The organism is Allobosea sp. WAO (assembly GCF_001509835.1).
Lineage (GTDB): Bacteria > Pseudomonadota > Alphaproteobacteria > Rhizobiales > Beijerinckiaceae > Allobosea.
This window is the reverse complement of the sequence record NZ_JXTJ01000009.1, coordinates 39,069-53,590: the sequence shown is the minus strand read 5'-3', so window position 1 is coordinate 53,590 and position 14,522 is coordinate 39,069. Positions and strand designations below refer to the sequence as shown.

Below are 14,522 nucleotides of genomic sequence, written 5' to 3'. Positions count from 1 at the left end.
ATGCTCGAGGTCGCCAAGCTCCATTATGCCTATGCCGGCGCCGTCGCGGTCAGCGATGTCAGCTTGACCGTCGCGGAGGGCGAGATCGTCGCCTTGCTCGGGGCCAATGGCGCTGGCAAGTCGACCACCGTGCGGATGATCGCCGGCGCCCTGCAGCCGCAGGGTGGATCGATCCGCTTCGAAGGGCAGGACGTGACCCGTGCCGAGTGCCACGAGATGGTGCCGCGCGGCGTGGCGCTCTGCCCTGAGGGCCGGCTGATCATGCCGCAGATGAGCGTGCTCGAGAATCTGCTGATGGGCGGCTACACGCAGCGCGACCCGGCCCGGCGACGGGAGGCGATCGAGGAGATGTTCGCCCTCTTCCCGCGCCTCGCCGAGCGGCGCAACCAGCTCGGTGGGCTGATGAGCGGCGGCGAGCAGCAGATGCTGGCGATCGCCCGCGCGCTGATGAGCAAGCCGCGCCTGCTCATCCTCGACGAGCCCTCGCTCGGCCTCGCGCCGAAGCTGGTGGCCGAGATGTTCCAGCTGCTGAAGCGGGTCAACGAGACCGGCACCGCGATCCTGCTGGTCGAGCAGAATGCCCGCCAGGCGCTGCGCGTCTCGCACCGGGCCTATGTGCTGGAGAAGGGCCAGACGGTACGCGAGGACCGCTCGAGCAATCTGATCGACGACGACGCCATCCGGGCGGCGTTTCTCGGCATCTGAAGACTGGAACTGCGGGCAAGGTTCGATGAGCGATTTCGATCTGGTGATCACCGGCCGCGTCGTCGGCACGGACCGCGTCCGCGAGAACGGCTATGTCGCTGTTTGCGCCGGCCGCATCGAGCGGGTCGGCGAGGGAACACCGCCTTCCGCCAGGACGCGCCATGATTTCGGCGATGCCTTCGTGCTGCCCGGCGCCATCGATGCGCAGGTGCACTCCCGTTCGCAGAAGGGCCAGGAGGATTTCGTCTGGTCGACGCGGTCGGCCGCGGCCGGCGGCGTCACCACCATCGTCGACATGCCCTATGACGATGGCAACCTGATCTGCACGGCCGAGAAACTGGAGACCAAGGCACGAGAGGCGGGCGAGCAGGCACGCGTCGATTTCGCGCTCTACGGCACCGTCGACCCGCAGGAAGGGCCAGCCCGGATCGGCGAGATGGTCGCGGCCGGCGCCGCGGGTTTCAAGTTCTCGACCTTCGGCACCCATCCGCAGCGGTTTCCGCGCATTCCGCCACAGACGCTTCAGGCCTGCTTCGCGGAGATCGCCCGGCACGGCCTGATCGCCGGCGTGCACAACGAGAACGACGAGATGGTCCGCGATGCCGAGACGCGCGTCGCGCAGGCCGGCATCACCGATTATCGCGCCCATGGCCTCGCCAGGCCGCCGCTCTCCGAGGCGCTGGCGACCGCCGAAGTCTACGAGATCGCGGCGGCGACCGGCTGCTCCGGCCATATCGTGCACTGCTCGATCGGGCGCGGCTACGAGCTCTGCGAGAACTATCGCCGCAACGGCTTCGACACCACGATCGAGGCTTGCGTGCATTATCTCGTGCTCGACGAGGAGAACGACGTCTCCCGGCTGGTCGGGAAGGCCAAGATCAACCCGCCGATCCGCTCGCGCAGCGAGGTGGAGCGGCTCTGGCAGCATCTCGCCGCAGGCCATGTCACCATCGTCTCGACCGACCATGTCTCCTGGTCGGAAGACCGCAAGAACGATCCGGTGATGGCGCGGAACGCCTCGGGCGTGCCGGGGCTGGAAGCGCTCTATCAACTGCTGATCAAGGGGCTGGTCGAACGGGAGCTGCCGGTCAGCTGGGCAGCCAGGCTGCTCGCCGCCAACCCGGCCCGGCTCTTCCGCATCGGCCATGCCAAGGGCGCGCTCGCGCTCGGGCGCGATGCCGACATCACGGTGATGGCGCATGATCCGCGCCGCTACGATCCTGCCCTCAGCGGGCACAACTTCGTCGGCTGGAGCCCGTATGAGGGGATCGAGCTACCGTACCGACCCGTCGCGACCTTCCTGCGCGGCGAGCTGATCTTCGACGGCAAGGACGTTCTGGCCGCTCCGGGCAGCGGGCGCTTCGTCTCACCGGCCCGGTACTGACCGGCTCGGCGAGGCAACGCGGCGACAACATATCCCTGCCAAGCATTCGGCTTGCGCCTGAAGGAAATCGACCCACCTTCTGCTGCAGGAGTGAAACGTCCCGCATGCCGCGCGGCTGACCTTTCCGATTTGACAACGCTCGCGTGCAGGACGACAACAATGCACGACCATGAGCGCAAGGCCTGAATGCCTTGCAGCAGGCGAGTGCTTTGCGCCAATTCGGTCGCCGGCGGAGCCGAGGTTCGGCCATGGCTAGGAGAAGGCAACGTTCGAAACGCAAGGGCGCGCTCCACCGAGCATGCGCCCCGTGGCTTTCCTGCGCCGAGCCTTGCTTAGCCGTCCCCCACACAGTCTTCGACGCCCCCGCGCGCGCTGCGGGGTCCGTCACAATTTTCGCGCCTGACTGGAGCTTGCCTTTCTAACGTCGCGACGCGGCCCTCGCGCAGCGACGATCAGTGTCCTGTTCATCGACGCCCCGGCAAGGATGACAGAGATGGCTATCGCGATCGCACTGATCCTGGTTGTGATTGGCTCGGTGGTCTTCCACTTCGTGAGCCCGTGGTGGTGGACGCCGATCGCCTCGAACTGGGGCTATATCGACCAGACCCTGATCATCACCTTCTGGATCACCGGCGCGGTGTTCGCGGCCGTCGTGCTGTTCATGGCCTATTGCGTGATCCGCTTCCGCCATCGCGAAGGCAATCGCGCCGCCTATGAGCCCGAGAACAAGAGGCTCGAATGGTGGCTCGCAATCGGCACCGGCGTCGGTGTCGCGGCCATGCTCGCGCCCGGCCTCGTGGTCTGGCATCGCTTCGTCACGGTGCCGGCCGATGCTGCGACGGTCGAGGTCGTCGGCCAGCAATGGCAGTGGAGTTACCGGCTGCCGGGCGCGGACGGAAAGCTCGGCGCCACCGACATCGCCCATGTCACCACGGAGAACCCGCTGGGGATCGCCCCGAACGATCCGCATGGGCAGGACGACGTCATCATCCAGGGCGACCAGCTGCATCTGCCGATCGGCAAGCCGGTCAAGCTGCTGCTGCGCTCGCTCGACGTGCTGCATAATTTCTACGTGCCGGAATTCCGCGCCAAGATGGACATGATCCCGGGCGTCGTCACCTATTACTGGCTGACCCCGACCCGGCCGGGGACTTTCGAGGCGCTGTGCGCCGAGCTCTGCAGCACCGGCCACGCCTTCATGCGCGGCGGCGTCATCGTCGAGCCGGACGAGAACTACCAGGCCTGGCTGCAGCAGCAGAAGACCTTCGCCCAGTTGCAGGCGCCGTCGAGGGCGCAGGCGAAGAACTAGGAGCGGCTCCGGGCGGGCCCGAACCGGGTTCGCCGAGCCGTCGGGACGGAAAGGTGCCCTGATGGCGGACGTGACGCATGGCGTGGCAGGGCCGGTGCCGACAGTCGGGCACGACGATGTCGAGCTCTATCATCCGAAGAGCTGGATCACGAAATATGTCTTCTCCCAGGACGCGAAGGTCATCGCGATCCAGTATTCGGCGACGGCGCTGGCGATCGGGCTGGTCGCGCTCGTCCTGTCCTGGTTGATGCGGATGCAGCTGGCCTTTCCCGGCCTGCTCTCCTTCATCGACGCCAACTACTACTACCAGCTCATCACCATGCACGGCATGATCATGGTGATCTACCTGCTGACGGCGCTCTTCCTCGGCGGCTTCGGCAACTACCTGATCCCGCTGATGCTCGGCGCGCGCGACATGGTGTTCCCCTATGTCAACATGCTGAGCTTCTGGATCTATTTTCTCGCCGTGCTGGTCCTCGTCGCCGGCTTCTTCGCGCCGGGCGGGCCGACCGGCGCCGGCTGGACCCTCTACCCGCCGCAGGCGATCCTCGCCAACACCGCCGGCCAGGAATGGGGCATCGTCATCATGCTGGTCTCGCTGATGCTGTTCATCATCGGCTTCACCATGGGCGGGCTGAACTATGTCGTCACCGTGCTGCAGGGGCGGACGCGGGGGATGACCCTGATGCGCATGCCGCTGACGATCTGGGGCATCTTCACCGCGACGGTGATGGCGCTGCTGGCCTTCCCGGCCCTGTTCGTCGGCGCCGTGATGATGCTGCTCGACCGGCTGATCGGCACCAGCTTCTTCATGCCCTCGATCATCGCGATGGGCGAGCGGCTCGCCTATAAGGGCGGCAGCCCGATCCTGTTCCAGCACCTGTTCTGGTTCTTCGGCCATCCCGAGGTCTACATCGTCGCGCTGCCGGCGTTCGGCATCGTCTCCGATTTGATCAGCACCCATGCCCGCAAGAACATCTTCGGCTACCGGATGATGGTCTGGGCGCTGGTCGCGATCGGGGCGTTGAGCTTCGTGGTCTGGGCGCACCACATGTATGTCAGCGGCATGCATCCGGCCTTCGGCTTCTTCTTCGCCACGACGACGCTGATCATCGCGATCCCGACGGCCCTCAAGGTCTACAACTGGATATTGACGCTCTGGCGCGGCGACATCCACCTGACCCCACCGATGCTGTTCGCGCTCGGCTTCATCGTCACCTTCGTCAATGGCGGGCTGACCGGCCTGTTCCTCGGCAATGTCGTGGTCGACGTGCCGCTCTCCGACACCATGTTCGTCGTCGCGCATTTCCACATGGTGATGGGCGTCGCGCCGATCCTCGTCGTCTTCGGCGCGATCTACCACTGGTACCCGAAGATCACCGGGCGCATGCTCGACGACACGCTCGGCAAGCTGCATTTCTGGGTCACCTTCCTCGGCGCCTACGCGATCTTCTTCCCGATGCACTATATCGGACTGATGGGCGTGCCGCGGCGCTATCCCGAAATGGGGACGATGGCCTTCGTTCCGCCCTCGACCGTGACGCTGAACATCTTCATCACCGTGGTCGCGCTGATCGTCGGCGCGGTCCAGCTGATCTTCCTGTTCAACCTGATCTGGAGTCTGAAGCGGGGCCGGCCTTCCGGCGGCAATCCCTGGCGCGCCACCACGCTCGAATGGCAGACGCCGCAGACGCCGCCCGCCCATGGCAACTGGGGCAAGGAGCTGCCGGTGGTCTATCGCTGGGCCTATGACTACAGCGTGCCCGGCGCCGCGCAGGACTTCCTGCCGCAGAACCAGCCGCCCGAGCCGAGAGCCGCCTAGGGAGCCGGCGATGGTCGTGATCGTCACCTTCATGGTCGTCATGGCAGGCTTCGCCGGCTGGTGGCTGCTGCGCCAGGGCCTCACCGCCAAGCCCTGGCTGGAGGTCGGCGTCGTCGGCGAGGCCGAGTGGGCGAGCCTGTCCCCCCGGCCGATCGCCAAGATCGGGCTCGCGGCGTTTCTCGTGGTCGCCGGCTCGCTGTTCGCCCTGCTGGTCAGCGCCTACTTCATGCGCCGCGGCATGTCCGACTGGCGCCCGCTACCGATGCCAACGGTACTCTGGTTCAGCACCGGCCTGCTGGCGCTGAGCAGCATCGCGCTGCAGACGAGCGTCGTCGCAGCGCGCCGCGGCGAACTCGACGGCGTCAGGTCCGGCCTGCTCGCCACCGGCGTCTCGGCACTCGCGTTTCTAGCCGGGCAGTTGCTGGCCTGGCGGGAGCTCGGCGCCGCCGGCTACTTCACCGCGGCCAACCCGGCCGGTGCCTTCTTCTATCTGGTCACCGCGATCCACGGGCTTCACCTGCTCGGCGGGCTGGTGGCGCTCGGGCGAACGACCGCGCGGGCCTTTGCCGTACCGATGGGCAGCGCGCCGGCAGGCTGGGGCCGCCTGCGGCTCAGCGTCGAGCTCTGCGCCACCTATTGGCATTTCCTGCTTCTGGTCTGGCTCGTGCTGTTCGCCCTGCTGATGCGCTGGACGGACGATCTGATCGAGATCTGCCGGGCCCTGCTGACTTAGGCGTGAGTGCGAACACGGATTGAATTACGGGCGGCGCGATCCGCCATTTCGACGAGATCCGGGTGCAGATTCGTGATCATCCGGCTCCCGGCTGCGAGCGAGGCGAGCGATGAACGAGGTCTTGCCGTCCACTGCGCATACCGAGGCCACCCCTGCCACGGGCTGGCCGGGCATCGTCTCGGACTGGTCGTCCGACAAGCAGGCCTTCAAGGAGGTCTCCTGGGGGAAGGCCATGATGTGGGTCTTCCTGCTCAGCGACACCTTCGTCTTCGGCAGCTTCCTGATCGCCTACATGACGGTCCGGATGTCGACGACAGTGCCCTGGCCCAATCCGAGCGAGGTCTTCGCCCTCGAAATCGCCGGCCACCATCTGCCGTTGATCCTGATCGCGATCATGACCTTCGTGCTGATCAGCAGCAGCGGGACGATGGCGATGGCGGTCAATTTCGGCTACCGGCGCGACCGCCGCAAGACGGCCGCCCTGCTCCTTCTGACTGCACTGCTCGGCGCCGCCTTCGTCGGCATGCAGGCCTTCGAATGGTCGAAGCTGATCTCGGAAGGGGTGCGTCCTTGGGAGAATCCCTGGGGTGCGGCGCAGTTCGGCTCCAGCTTCTTCATGATCACCGGCTTCCACGGCACGCACGTCACGATCGGCGTGATCTTCCTGATCATCATCGCCCGAAAGGTCTGGCGTGGCGATTTCGACGACGGACGGCGCGGCTTCTTCACCAGCCGGCGCGGCCGTTACGAGATCGTCGAGATCACCGGGCTCTACTGGCACTTCGTCGATCTCGTCTGGGTCTTCATCTTCGCGCTGTTCTATCTCTGGTGAGGGAGGAAGCCATGTCGCAACCGACGAGCCCCGCCACGGTGCAGGCGCCTCCCCCGGCCGAGGCGCAGCACCATCCGATCAGGCTCTACCTCGTGGTCTGGATCTGGCTGTTCATCCTCAGCGCCTGCTCCTATCTGGTCGACTATTTCCAGCTCGTCGGCCTGCTGCGCTGGTCGCTGATCCTGCTCTTCATGGCGCTCAAGGCGGGGCTGATCATCGCCGTCTTCATGCACATGGCCTGGGAGCGGCTGGCGCTGAGCTATGCGATCCTGCTGCCGCCGCTGGTGCTGCTGGTCTTCGTCGGCATCATGATCCTCGAAGCGGACTACACGCTCCTCTCCCGAATGACCTTCTTCTCGGCAGGATCGTGAGGCGGTGAATTTCAGGGCCGGCGCGAGATGCCGGCCCGCCAAGCGAGCGCCCGTCGCATGCGCTCGGGAGCGACGTGATCGGCAGGGACCGGCCAGAAGGAGACTCGCACGAGCCTCCTGCGCGCGCCGGTACTGCCATCGCCAGAGGAGGGCCCAGGCCATGGCTGCGAAGGAACTGAAGTTCTCGTCCGAGGCGCGAGAGAAGATGCTGCGCGGCGTCGAAATCCTGGCCGATGCGGTCAAGGTGACGCTCGGGCCGAAAGGCCGCAACGTCGTGATCGAAAAGAGTTTTGGCGCGCCCCGGATCACCAAGGACGGTGTCGCGGTGGCGCGCGAGATCGAGCTCTCCGACAGGTTCGAGAACATGGGCGCGCAGATGGTGCGCGAGGTCGCCGCCAAACAGCATGATGCCGCCGGCGACGGCACGACGACGGCGACCGTGCTCGCCCATGCCATCGTCCGGGAGGGCGCCAAGGCGGTCGCCGCCGGCATGAACCCGATGGACCTGAAGCGCGGCATCGACCTCGCCGTCGAGGCCGCGGTCGCCGATCTGAAGGCGAACGCCAAGAAGGTCACCGCCAATAGCGAGATCGCCCAGATCGGCACCATTTCCGCCAATGGCGACACCGAGATCGGCAAGATGATCGCCACGGCGATGAAGAAGGTCGGCAATGAAGGCGTCATCACCGTCGAGGAGGCCCGGACCGCGCTGACCGAGCTCGACATCGTCGAGGGCATGCAGTTCGACCGCGGCTACATCTCGCCCTACTTCATCACCGACGCGGAGAAGCTGCGCGCCGAGCTTGAGGACGCCTATGTGCTGATCCACGAAAAGAAGCTCTCGGCCTTGCAGGCCATGCTGCCACTGCTCGAAGCCGTGATGCAGACCGGAAAGCCGCTGCTGATCATCGCCGAGGATGTCGAGGGCGAGGCCCTGGCGACGCTGGTCGTCAACCGGCTGCGAGCCGGGCTGAAGGTCGCCGCGGTCAAGGCGCCGGGCTTCGGCGACCGCCGCAAGGCGATGCTCGAGGACATAGCGATCCTGACCGGTGGAACCGCCGTCTCCGAGGACCTCGGCATCAAGCTCGAAACGGTGACGCTGGACATGCTCGGCCGCGCCAAGAAGATCGTGATCGACAAGGAGAACACGACGATCATCGACGGCGCCGGCAGGAAGAAGGACATAGAGGCCCGGGTTGCGCAGATCAGGGCGCAGATCGAGGAGACCTCCTCGGACTACGATCGCGAGAAACTTCAGGAGCGCGTGGCCAAGCTCGCCGGCGGCGTCGCGGTGATCCGCGTCGGCGGCGCGACCGAGACCGAGGTCAAGGAAAAGAAGGATCGTGTCGACGACGCCATGCACGCCACCCGCGCGGCGGTCGAGGAAGGCATCCTGCCAGGTGGAGGCGTCCCCCTGCTCAGGGCCTTGAAGGCGCTCGCCGCGCTCAAGCCCGCCAATGCCGACCAGCGCACCGGCGTCGACATCGTGCGCCGCGCCCTGCAGGCCCCCGCCCGCCAGATCATCGAGAATGCCGGCGCCGACGGCCCGGTCATCGTCGGCAAGCTGATCGAGAAGAACGATTATGGCTGGGGCTACAACGCCGCAACGGGCGAGTACCAGGACCTGATGGCGAACGGTGTGATCGATCCGGCCAAGGTGGTGCGCACGGCGCTCGAGGACGCAGCCTCGATAGCCTCGCTGCTGATCACCACCGAGGCACTGATCGCCGACCTCCCGAAGAAGGAGGCGCCGCCGGCGATGCCGGGCGGCATGGACTTCTAGACCCCGCTCACCGCAGGTCGATCGTCGTCTCGACCACGTGTTCGAGCGCCGGTGCGTCCTCAGAGGTCAGCGTCATGCGCAGGCGCACGCGTCCCCCTTGAGCCGTGCCCTCCCGCACGATGCGCTCGATTTCGCGCTGCGAGGTGACCCCGACCTCCTTCAGGAACTTGCGGACTGCCATGTTGAAACGGTCTTCATCCATGATCTGCCTCCGGGCCGGAGGACGCAGGACGCGTCCTCGATCGATAGCTTGGCTTCAAGGCCATCCTATCGGAGGCAAATCGGCGATCCATCCCTTTGTCGCGGCAACGGATTGCCGTGACGTTCAGCCGCCCCTCGCGAACATGAACGACGTACCGGCACGTGCCGGCCAGGCGCTCAGGAGACGCGCGCGAGCAGGCCGCGCACCCCCGGCAGGAAGCGCATGGTCAGCCAGCAGGCTACGACGCCGCAGACGCCACCGGCCAGCTTGACCAGTAGATCACCCAGGCGGGCATGCCGGTCCGGCGAGAGCAGCTGGAAGAACTCCAACCCGATCGCGACCGCCACGACGAACAGCAGTACGGTCACGATCCGCCTCGGATAGACGGCCGCGAACAGGAAACCCAGGAGCCCGAAGGCGCCGAAGCGTTCGAGATGAACGGCATGGCCGATCCGCGGACGCATCTCGAGCGAGGACAGGGTGGCGAAAACGATGAAGGCGAGCAGCAGCCAGGGCAGGACGCGCAAAAGCGCTCTTGAATTCATGATCCGCTCGTCTCCGGTTGCGGCGAGCCGGCCTTGTCGCGCGCCCGCGGGCCTGAGGCAAGCAAACTAGTTCACCAGGGTGGAACGGTAGACCTGAAGGGTCTTCTGGGCGACGCTCGGCCAACTATAGGCCTGCTCGACCTGCAGCGCCTGGGCGCGCGCCTGCTCCTCGCTGAGCGGATTCGCGATCTTGATAGCCATGGCTTTTGCGAGGGCGTCGATGTCACCGAGCGGAAAGTAGTCGTCGGTCGGCAGAGCGAGCGCCTTGTTCGCGGCGATGTCGCTGGCGAGGACCGGCAGGCCCGACGCCATCGCCTCGAGCAGCGCGATCGGCATGCCCTCATGACTCGACGGCAATACGAACAGCGCGGCATTGGCGAAGAGCTCCGCCAGCCTGTCCCCCGTCTGGAAGCCGGTCAGCACGACCCCGGGCACGCTCTTCGCCAGAGCCCTCACCTCACGAGAGTAAGGCGTCTCGAACTCCGCATCGCCGGCCAGCACCAGTTGAAATCCGGCAGCGCCGCATTTGGCGAAGGCCTTGATCAGGTCCGGCTGTCGCTTCTCCGGGACGAAACGCGCCGCCAGCAGCACATAGCGCTTCGGCTGCAGGCCGAACTCGTCGAGAATGCCTGTCTCGGCGCCGGGCGGCGCGACACTCACGCCATTCGGCACATAGGTGACGGGCGCCGCATAACGCGCCGCCATGGCCTGCGCGACCTCGCTGGAGACCGCGATGCGGCCGTGCGACAGGCGCATGCCGAAACACTCGCCGAGCTTGAGGACGCGCCGGGCAAGGCCACCCCATTTCTGGCGCTCGTAATCATAGCCGTGATGGGTGACGACGACCCTGAGACCCAGCAGCCGGGCGAGTGGCACGAGCAATGCGGGACCGACCGCATGGATGTGCAGTATGTCGGGCCGGCGCAGTGCTGCCAGCCATACCCCGATGAAGGTGTGGACGAGGGCCTCGAACGCCATCCTGCGCGGCGCCCAGAGCGGAGAGACGCGAATGCCGTTCCACGAGCCGGAGCCGACATGCGGCAGATAGCGGCTGCGGCCGATGACCTCGACATCCCAGCCGCAGGATACGAGCTCGCCGGCCAGCATCTCGACATGCTTCTCGACGCCGCCCTGGACATTGGGAATGCCGCGCAGGCCGAGGAAGACGATCCGGCGGCGGGGCTCGGGCATTGCCGCAGCGGAAGCCGATTTACCGGGCGGCATCGCGATGGGAAGACTGGTCATGGTCGCCTCCACCCGTCACGCCCAGTCGAGCCGGGTGCAACGCTGCAAGCCGAACGGCGTTGCAAATGTCCCTCTTCAATCCCGAAAGTTCTCCCTGAGGGCCGGAGAAATCTACGGCTCGAGACCCTCACGCCCCAAGCTGCCAGCAGACATAAGGAAAACGGCCATTCCGTCGCAAGTGATGCAGCAGGCACCGGACCATTTTCCATTTGTTAACCTTTACGTCGCGCGCTCTTCCTCGCTTCAGCTGCCGAGCCTGCCGTAAAGATCGAGCGTCCGGTCGCGGTAGGCGGCGGCTGAGAACTCCCGTGCGATCCAGGCACGCCCCGCACGGCCCATGCGCTTGCGGTCCTCAGCTGAAAGCACCGCCAGATCCGCCAGCCTCTGCGCGAGATCGTCGACGTCGCCCGACACGCTGAGCAGCCCGGTCTCCCCGTCCCGGATCATTTCCGGAATGCCACCGATAGCAGCACCGATCACCGGGCGCCCGAGCGCATAGGCTTCGAGGATGCTGATCGGCGCGTTCTCGTACCATTCGGACGGCAGCACGAGCGCGCGCGACTGGCCGATCAGGCGGTGCAGCTCCTGCCCCGAGAGATGCCCGACGAAGCTTGCATCGGCGCCGGTCCTGGCAGCGAGCTCGCGGAGAGCCGCTTCCTCTGGCCCTGTTCCTGCCAGGATGAGCCGCTGTCTTGAGCGGGCTGCCGCCTGGACCAGCGTCGCGAGCCCCTTTTCCGGCGCGAGCCGCCCGGCGAAGACGACATAGTCGCCCTCGTCCCAGGCGTCGCGAAAGCCGTCGACCTCGACGAAATTCGGGATGTAGACCAGCTTCTCGCGCGGCCAGCCCCATTCCACCAGCTTCTCCAGATAGAAGCGGCTGGGAACCACGATGCGGTCGAGCTTGTCGCGGTAGAGACCGAGCGCCCGGTGCACCATCGTCTCGACCAGGACGAGTCCGCTGAGGGCCACTGAGTCCTTGACGCAGCGATGGCGCAGGACGTTGCGTATCCGCCCGCCCTTGCAGTCCTCGCAGACCTTGCCATCGCGCAGCATCTTGTAGGCCGGGCAGGCGAGCTTCAGATCATGCGCTGTCATCACCACCGGAATCCCGGCATCCTTCAGGGTCGAAAAGATCGCCGGCGAGAGATGGTGGTAGACATTGTGGGCATGGGCGACGGAGGGGCGCGCCTGCTCGATCAACCGCGCGAGATTACGCTGCGCCTCGCGCGAGTAGATGATGCTGGCGGCCTGCGCGACCTTGCGCAGCGGGCTCGTGCGCCGGCCATATTCGATCTCCGAGACGAAATAGCCCGACCATGGCGAGGACGCATTGTTCTCGTGCTGCATGGCGAAGGGGACGACGTCCCAGCCGATTTGCGAGAACATCGCCATATGGTCGAAGAAGACCGTCTCCGCGCCGCCGCGGCGATAGAAGTAGTTGTTGATTGCCAGCAGGCGCTTTCCGGCAGGTTCTGCGTTCGACACGACAGCCTCCTCACCAACCGAGCCGGTCGAGCACCCGGTCGACCGGCAGGACGGTGCATCCGCGCGCAACCGCATGAGCGACCAGATGTTCGAACGTCTCTGGCGTGCAGCCATAGGGCGTCGGGCGTGCTGCGATATCGTGGGTGAAGAAGACGAGCCAGCCGGGCGACCTCGCCACCTCGTCGATCCAGCCGGTCAGGGCTCGCGCCTCCTGGTCCGGCTGGCGGATTTCGACCGCCTTCAGCATGAGGGGGTCGACGGGTCCGCGATTGATCGTCTCGCCGGCGGCCCTGCAGCTGCGGAAACGACGCCGGAACTCGGCGCGCGCCGGCGGCCAGGCCGCGTTGTAGGGAAAGGCGAAATTGACCGGAGGGGCCGTGATCCCACTTCCGGCGAGATAGGCGGTGTTGCGGTCAAGGTCGCGCGGCAGCTCGGCCAGGGACATGTCGCGGACCCTGCGATGCGAAAAGGTATGGCAGCCGACCTCATGACCCCGCTCCGCGAGTTCCCGGCAGCCCTCCGGGCCGATCAGAACCCGCTCTGGCTCGACCTGCCCGGCCAGCCCGCCGGCAATGTAGAAGGTGCCGCGGGCACCGTGCCGTTCGAGGATCGCGGCACCTTCGCGCAAGGCGCTGTCGGGCACGTCGTCGAAGGTGAACGAGACCAGTGGGATTTCGGTCTTCAGGATGCGCCGGGGGCCGGCGAACTTCCAGATCAGACGGTTCGCCAACCGGTCGGCGAGGCCCCCATGCCGACCGATATCGCTCAGGCTAGGCATGCGCAACGATCCCCTGCGGCTTCGGCCGGGCCACAGGCGTCAACACCGCCGACGCCTGGAATGAAAACCCGTAGATCGCGACGAGGAACATGAACCAGAGCGTGTTGCCGCCCTCGAAGAACAGGCTTTCGAGCCCGGCGGTGAAGATCGTGTAGAGCCAGATTCGGGTGAACAGCCTTGTCAGATGCGAGTGCTCCGCCTCCGGTGGCAAGTGCGAGATGTTGCGCAGCGGCAGGATGATCACCCAGAGCAAGGTAAGGAGCAGCCCAGGCACGCCCGTCATCAGCGCAATATCGAGATAGGAGTTGTGTCCGTTCGCGGCAGCCACGGCCCAGGTCTCGACCGAACCACCGCTGTGGACGAGCTCCGAAGTCTGCCAAAAGGCCCTGAAGCCATAGCCCGTCAGCGGCTGGTCCGCGATTGCGGAAAAGGCGAAGCGCCAGATATCCGCGCGATTGGTGAAGGTCGCGTCGACCCCGAACTGGTTGATGAATTCGCTGAGCGGCCGGAATACGGCGGCTCCGACCGCGACGAAGTTGAACAGCGCGACACCGCCCACCGCGATCGGAATCCGCAGGAAGCGGACATTCTCAAAGATCCATGCCAGCAGCAGGATCGCCGGCAGCATCGCCGTCGAGGTCTTGCCGCCCGTATGGATCAGGAACAGGAAGGACAGCGCCAGGATAGTGAGGCCGGCGAGACGCGACCAGACATTCATGACGAAGAAGCCGAAGAATGCAGCCAGCACCATGGCAGCCGCGGCGCTGTTCTTATGCGGGAAATGGCCGCGCCACAGCCCGACATTCATCGGCTCACGCAGTTCGGAGGCCTGATGGATCGCCAGAGTCGGCTTGAACAAGATGCCGTAGTAGCTCAGCCCGAGCGCGAACAAGGTACCGATGCCGAGCATCCGGGCAAAATGCCTCTCGGATGCGGGTAGCAGCAGATAGACGCTCGCGTTGATCGTCACCATCACGGCCAGGATAGTGCCCTTGATCCCGAGCATCGGATGGGCGGAGATCAGCGAGATACCGAAGAACCAGACGAAGAGCGTCGCCAGCAGCAGGCGGGGTTGCAGGATCACGCCCCGCATCCGGTGCAGCAGGCCATAGGTCAGCAGCGAGAAGAACAGCAGCAGCGAAACGATCTGGTTCGCGAAGTTTGAATTGCCCGCGCTCGGATCCAGGACAGCCGTCCCTGTCAGATCGAAGAAGGGGTTCAACGATATGAAGTAGAACAGGAAGACCGCCATGAAGAGGAAGGTGCCGACACGGCGCCTCAGCGCCTCCGCCCCACCCCCATTTTCGCTGGCATCCTGCATGACCGGC

14 protein-coding genes are annotated in these 14,522 nt (G+C 65.7%); 8 read left to right on the top strand and 6 right to left on the bottom strand.

The features are described 5' to 3' along the window. The 8 genes from DK26_RS18665 (at nucleotide 1) to groL (ending at nucleotide 8,939) form a co-directional block, all read left to right on the top strand. A complete protein-coding gene (locus DK26_RS18665) occupies nucleotides 1–705 on the top strand; it encodes an ABC transporter ATP-binding protein (RefSeq protein WP_066475673.1) in 705 nt (234 codons plus the stop codon). A gap of 25 nt (nucleotides 706–730) precedes the next feature. Continuing rightward, the gene (locus DK26_RS18660) at nucleotides 731–2,089 is read left to right on the top strand and encodes a dihydroorotase family protein (protein ID WP_066475672.1); all 1,359 of its coding nucleotides are present in this window, start codon (nucleotides 731–733) and stop codon (nucleotides 2,087–2,089) included. Between the two features lie 493 nt (nucleotides 2,090–2,582). Then, nucleotides 2,583–3,398 carry a cytochrome c oxidase subunit II gene (locus DK26_RS18655; protein ID WP_066475670.1) on the top strand — a complete coding sequence of 272 codons (816 nt, stop codon included), beginning with the start codon at nucleotides 2,583–2,585 and terminating at the stop codon, nucleotides 3,396–3,398. A 61-nt stretch (nucleotides 3,399–3,459) separates the two neighbouring features. Next, complete coding sequence (locus DK26_RS18650; RefSeq protein WP_066475669.1) at nucleotides 3,460–5,220, top strand: cbb3-type cytochrome c oxidase subunit I; 1,761 nt, start codon at nucleotides 3,460–3,462, stop codon at nucleotides 5,218–5,220. A 10-nt stretch (nucleotides 5,221–5,230) separates the two neighbouring features. After that, the gene (locus DK26_RS18645; protein WP_066475668.1) at nucleotides 5,231–5,953 is read left to right on the top strand and encodes a cytochrome c oxidase subunit 3; all 723 of its coding nucleotides are present in this window, start codon (nucleotides 5,231–5,233) and stop codon (nucleotides 5,951–5,953) included. Nucleotides 5,954–6,062: 109 nt separating this feature from the next. Further along, entirely contained in the window at nucleotides 6,063–6,785 is a 723-nt protein-coding gene (locus tag DK26_RS18640) for a heme-copper oxidase subunit III family protein (RefSeq protein WP_066475667.1), read from the top strand. 11 nt (nucleotides 6,786–6,796) lie between these two features. Then, entirely contained in the window at nucleotides 6,797–7,156 is a 360-nt protein-coding gene (locus DK26_RS18635; protein WP_066475665.1) for a cytochrome C oxidase subunit IV family protein, read from the top strand. 160 nt (nucleotides 7,157–7,316) lie between these two features. Next, entirely contained in the window at nucleotides 7,317–8,939 is a 1,623-nt protein-coding gene (gene groL, locus DK26_RS18630) for a chaperonin GroEL (protein WP_066475664.1), read from the top strand. A 7-nt stretch (nucleotides 8,940–8,946) separates the two neighbouring features. Here groL and DK26_RS18625 read toward each other — a convergent pair whose 3' ends face one another. The 6 genes from DK26_RS18625 to DK26_RS18600 form a co-directional block, all read right to left on the bottom strand. Further along, the gene (locus DK26_RS18625; RefSeq protein ID WP_066475663.1) at nucleotides 8,947–9,141 is read right to left on the bottom strand and encodes a DUF6494 family protein; all 195 of its coding nucleotides are present in this window, start codon (nucleotides 9,139–9,141) and stop codon (nucleotides 8,947–8,949) included. A 176-nt stretch (nucleotides 9,142–9,317) separates the two neighbouring features. Further along, nucleotides 9,318–9,686: a VanZ family protein gene (locus DK26_RS18620; RefSeq protein WP_066475662.1), complete on the bottom strand. Its 369-nt coding sequence runs from the start codon at nucleotides 9,684–9,686 to the stop codon at nucleotides 9,318–9,320. A 66-nt stretch (nucleotides 9,687–9,752) separates the two neighbouring features. Beyond that, nucleotides 9,753–10,910 carry a glycosyltransferase family 4 protein gene (locus tag DK26_RS18615; protein ID WP_066475826.1) on the bottom strand — a complete coding sequence of 386 codons (1,158 nt, stop codon included), beginning with the start codon at nucleotides 10,908–10,910 and terminating at the stop codon, nucleotides 9,753–9,755. A 264-nt stretch (nucleotides 10,911–11,174) separates the two neighbouring features. Further along, nucleotides 11,175–12,416, bottom strand: coding sequence for a glycosyltransferase family 4 protein (locus tag DK26_RS18610; protein ID WP_066475661.1), 1,242 nt, complete (start codon nucleotides 12,414–12,416; stop codon nucleotides 11,175–11,177). Between the two features lie 10 nt (nucleotides 12,417–12,426). Further along, a complete protein-coding gene (locus DK26_RS18605; protein WP_066475660.1) occupies nucleotides 12,427–13,194 on the bottom strand; it encodes a polysaccharide deacetylase family protein in 768 nt (255 codons plus the stop codon). After that, the gene (locus DK26_RS18600; protein WP_066475658.1) at nucleotides 13,187–14,515 is read right to left on the bottom strand and encodes an O-antigen ligase; all 1,329 of its coding nucleotides are present in this window, start codon (nucleotides 14,513–14,515) and stop codon (nucleotides 13,187–13,189) included. The genes DK26_RS18605 and DK26_RS18600 overlap by 8 nt, the downstream gene beginning before the upstream one ends. Nucleotides 14,516–14,522 lie beyond the last annotated feature (7 nt).

What these genes read in the sequence shown, in the direction of transcription:
- DK26_RS18645 (WP_066475668.1), top strand. Translation starts at nt 5,231, where the DNA reads ATGGTCGTGATCGTCACCTTCATGGTCGTCATGGCAGGCTTCGCCGGC.
- DK26_RS18635 (WP_066475665.1), top strand. Translation starts at nt 6,797, where the DNA reads ATGTCGCAACCGACGAGCCCCGCCACGGTGCAGGCGCCTCCCCCGGCC.
- DK26_RS18615 (WP_066475826.1), bottom strand. Translation starts at nt 10,910, where the DNA reads ATGCCGCCCGGTAAATCGGCTTCCGCTGCGGCAATGCCCGAGCCCCGC.
- DK26_RS18665 (WP_066475673.1), top strand. Translation starts at nt 1, where the DNA reads ATGCTCGAGGTCGCCAAGCTCCATTATGCCTATGCCGGCGCCGTCGCG.
- DK26_RS18660 (WP_066475672.1), top strand. Translation starts at nt 731, where the DNA reads ATGAGCGATTTCGATCTGGTGATCACCGGCCGCGTCGTCGGCACGGAC.
- DK26_RS18625 (WP_066475663.1), bottom strand. Translation starts at nt 9,141, where the DNA reads ATGGATGAAGACCGTTTCAACATGGCAGTCCGCAAGTTCCTGAAGGAG.
- DK26_RS18650 (WP_066475669.1), top strand. Translation starts at nt 3,460, where the DNA reads ATGGCGGACGTGACGCATGGCGTGGCAGGGCCGGTGCCGACAGTCGGG.
- DK26_RS18655 (WP_066475670.1), top strand. Translation starts at nt 2,583, where the DNA reads ATGGCTATCGCGATCGCACTGATCCTGGTTGTGATTGGCTCGGTGGTC.
- DK26_RS18605 (WP_066475660.1), bottom strand. Translation starts at nt 13,194, where the DNA reads ATGCCTAGCCTGAGCGATATCGGTCGGCATGGGGGCCTCGCCGACCGG.
- DK26_RS18600 (WP_066475658.1), bottom strand. Translation starts at nt 14,515, where the DNA reads ATGCAGGATGCCAGCGAAAATGGGGGTGGGGCGGAGGCGCTGAGGCGC.
- groL (WP_066475664.1), top strand. Translation starts at nt 7,317, where the DNA reads ATGGCTGCGAAGGAACTGAAGTTCTCGTCCGAGGCGCGAGAGAAGATG.
- DK26_RS18620 (WP_066475662.1), bottom strand. Translation starts at nt 9,686, where the DNA reads ATGAATTCAAGAGCGCTTTTGCGCGTCCTGCCCTGGCTGCTGCTCGCC.
- DK26_RS18640 (WP_066475667.1), top strand. Translation starts at nt 6,063, where the DNA reads ATGAACGAGGTCTTGCCGTCCACTGCGCATACCGAGGCCACCCCTGCC.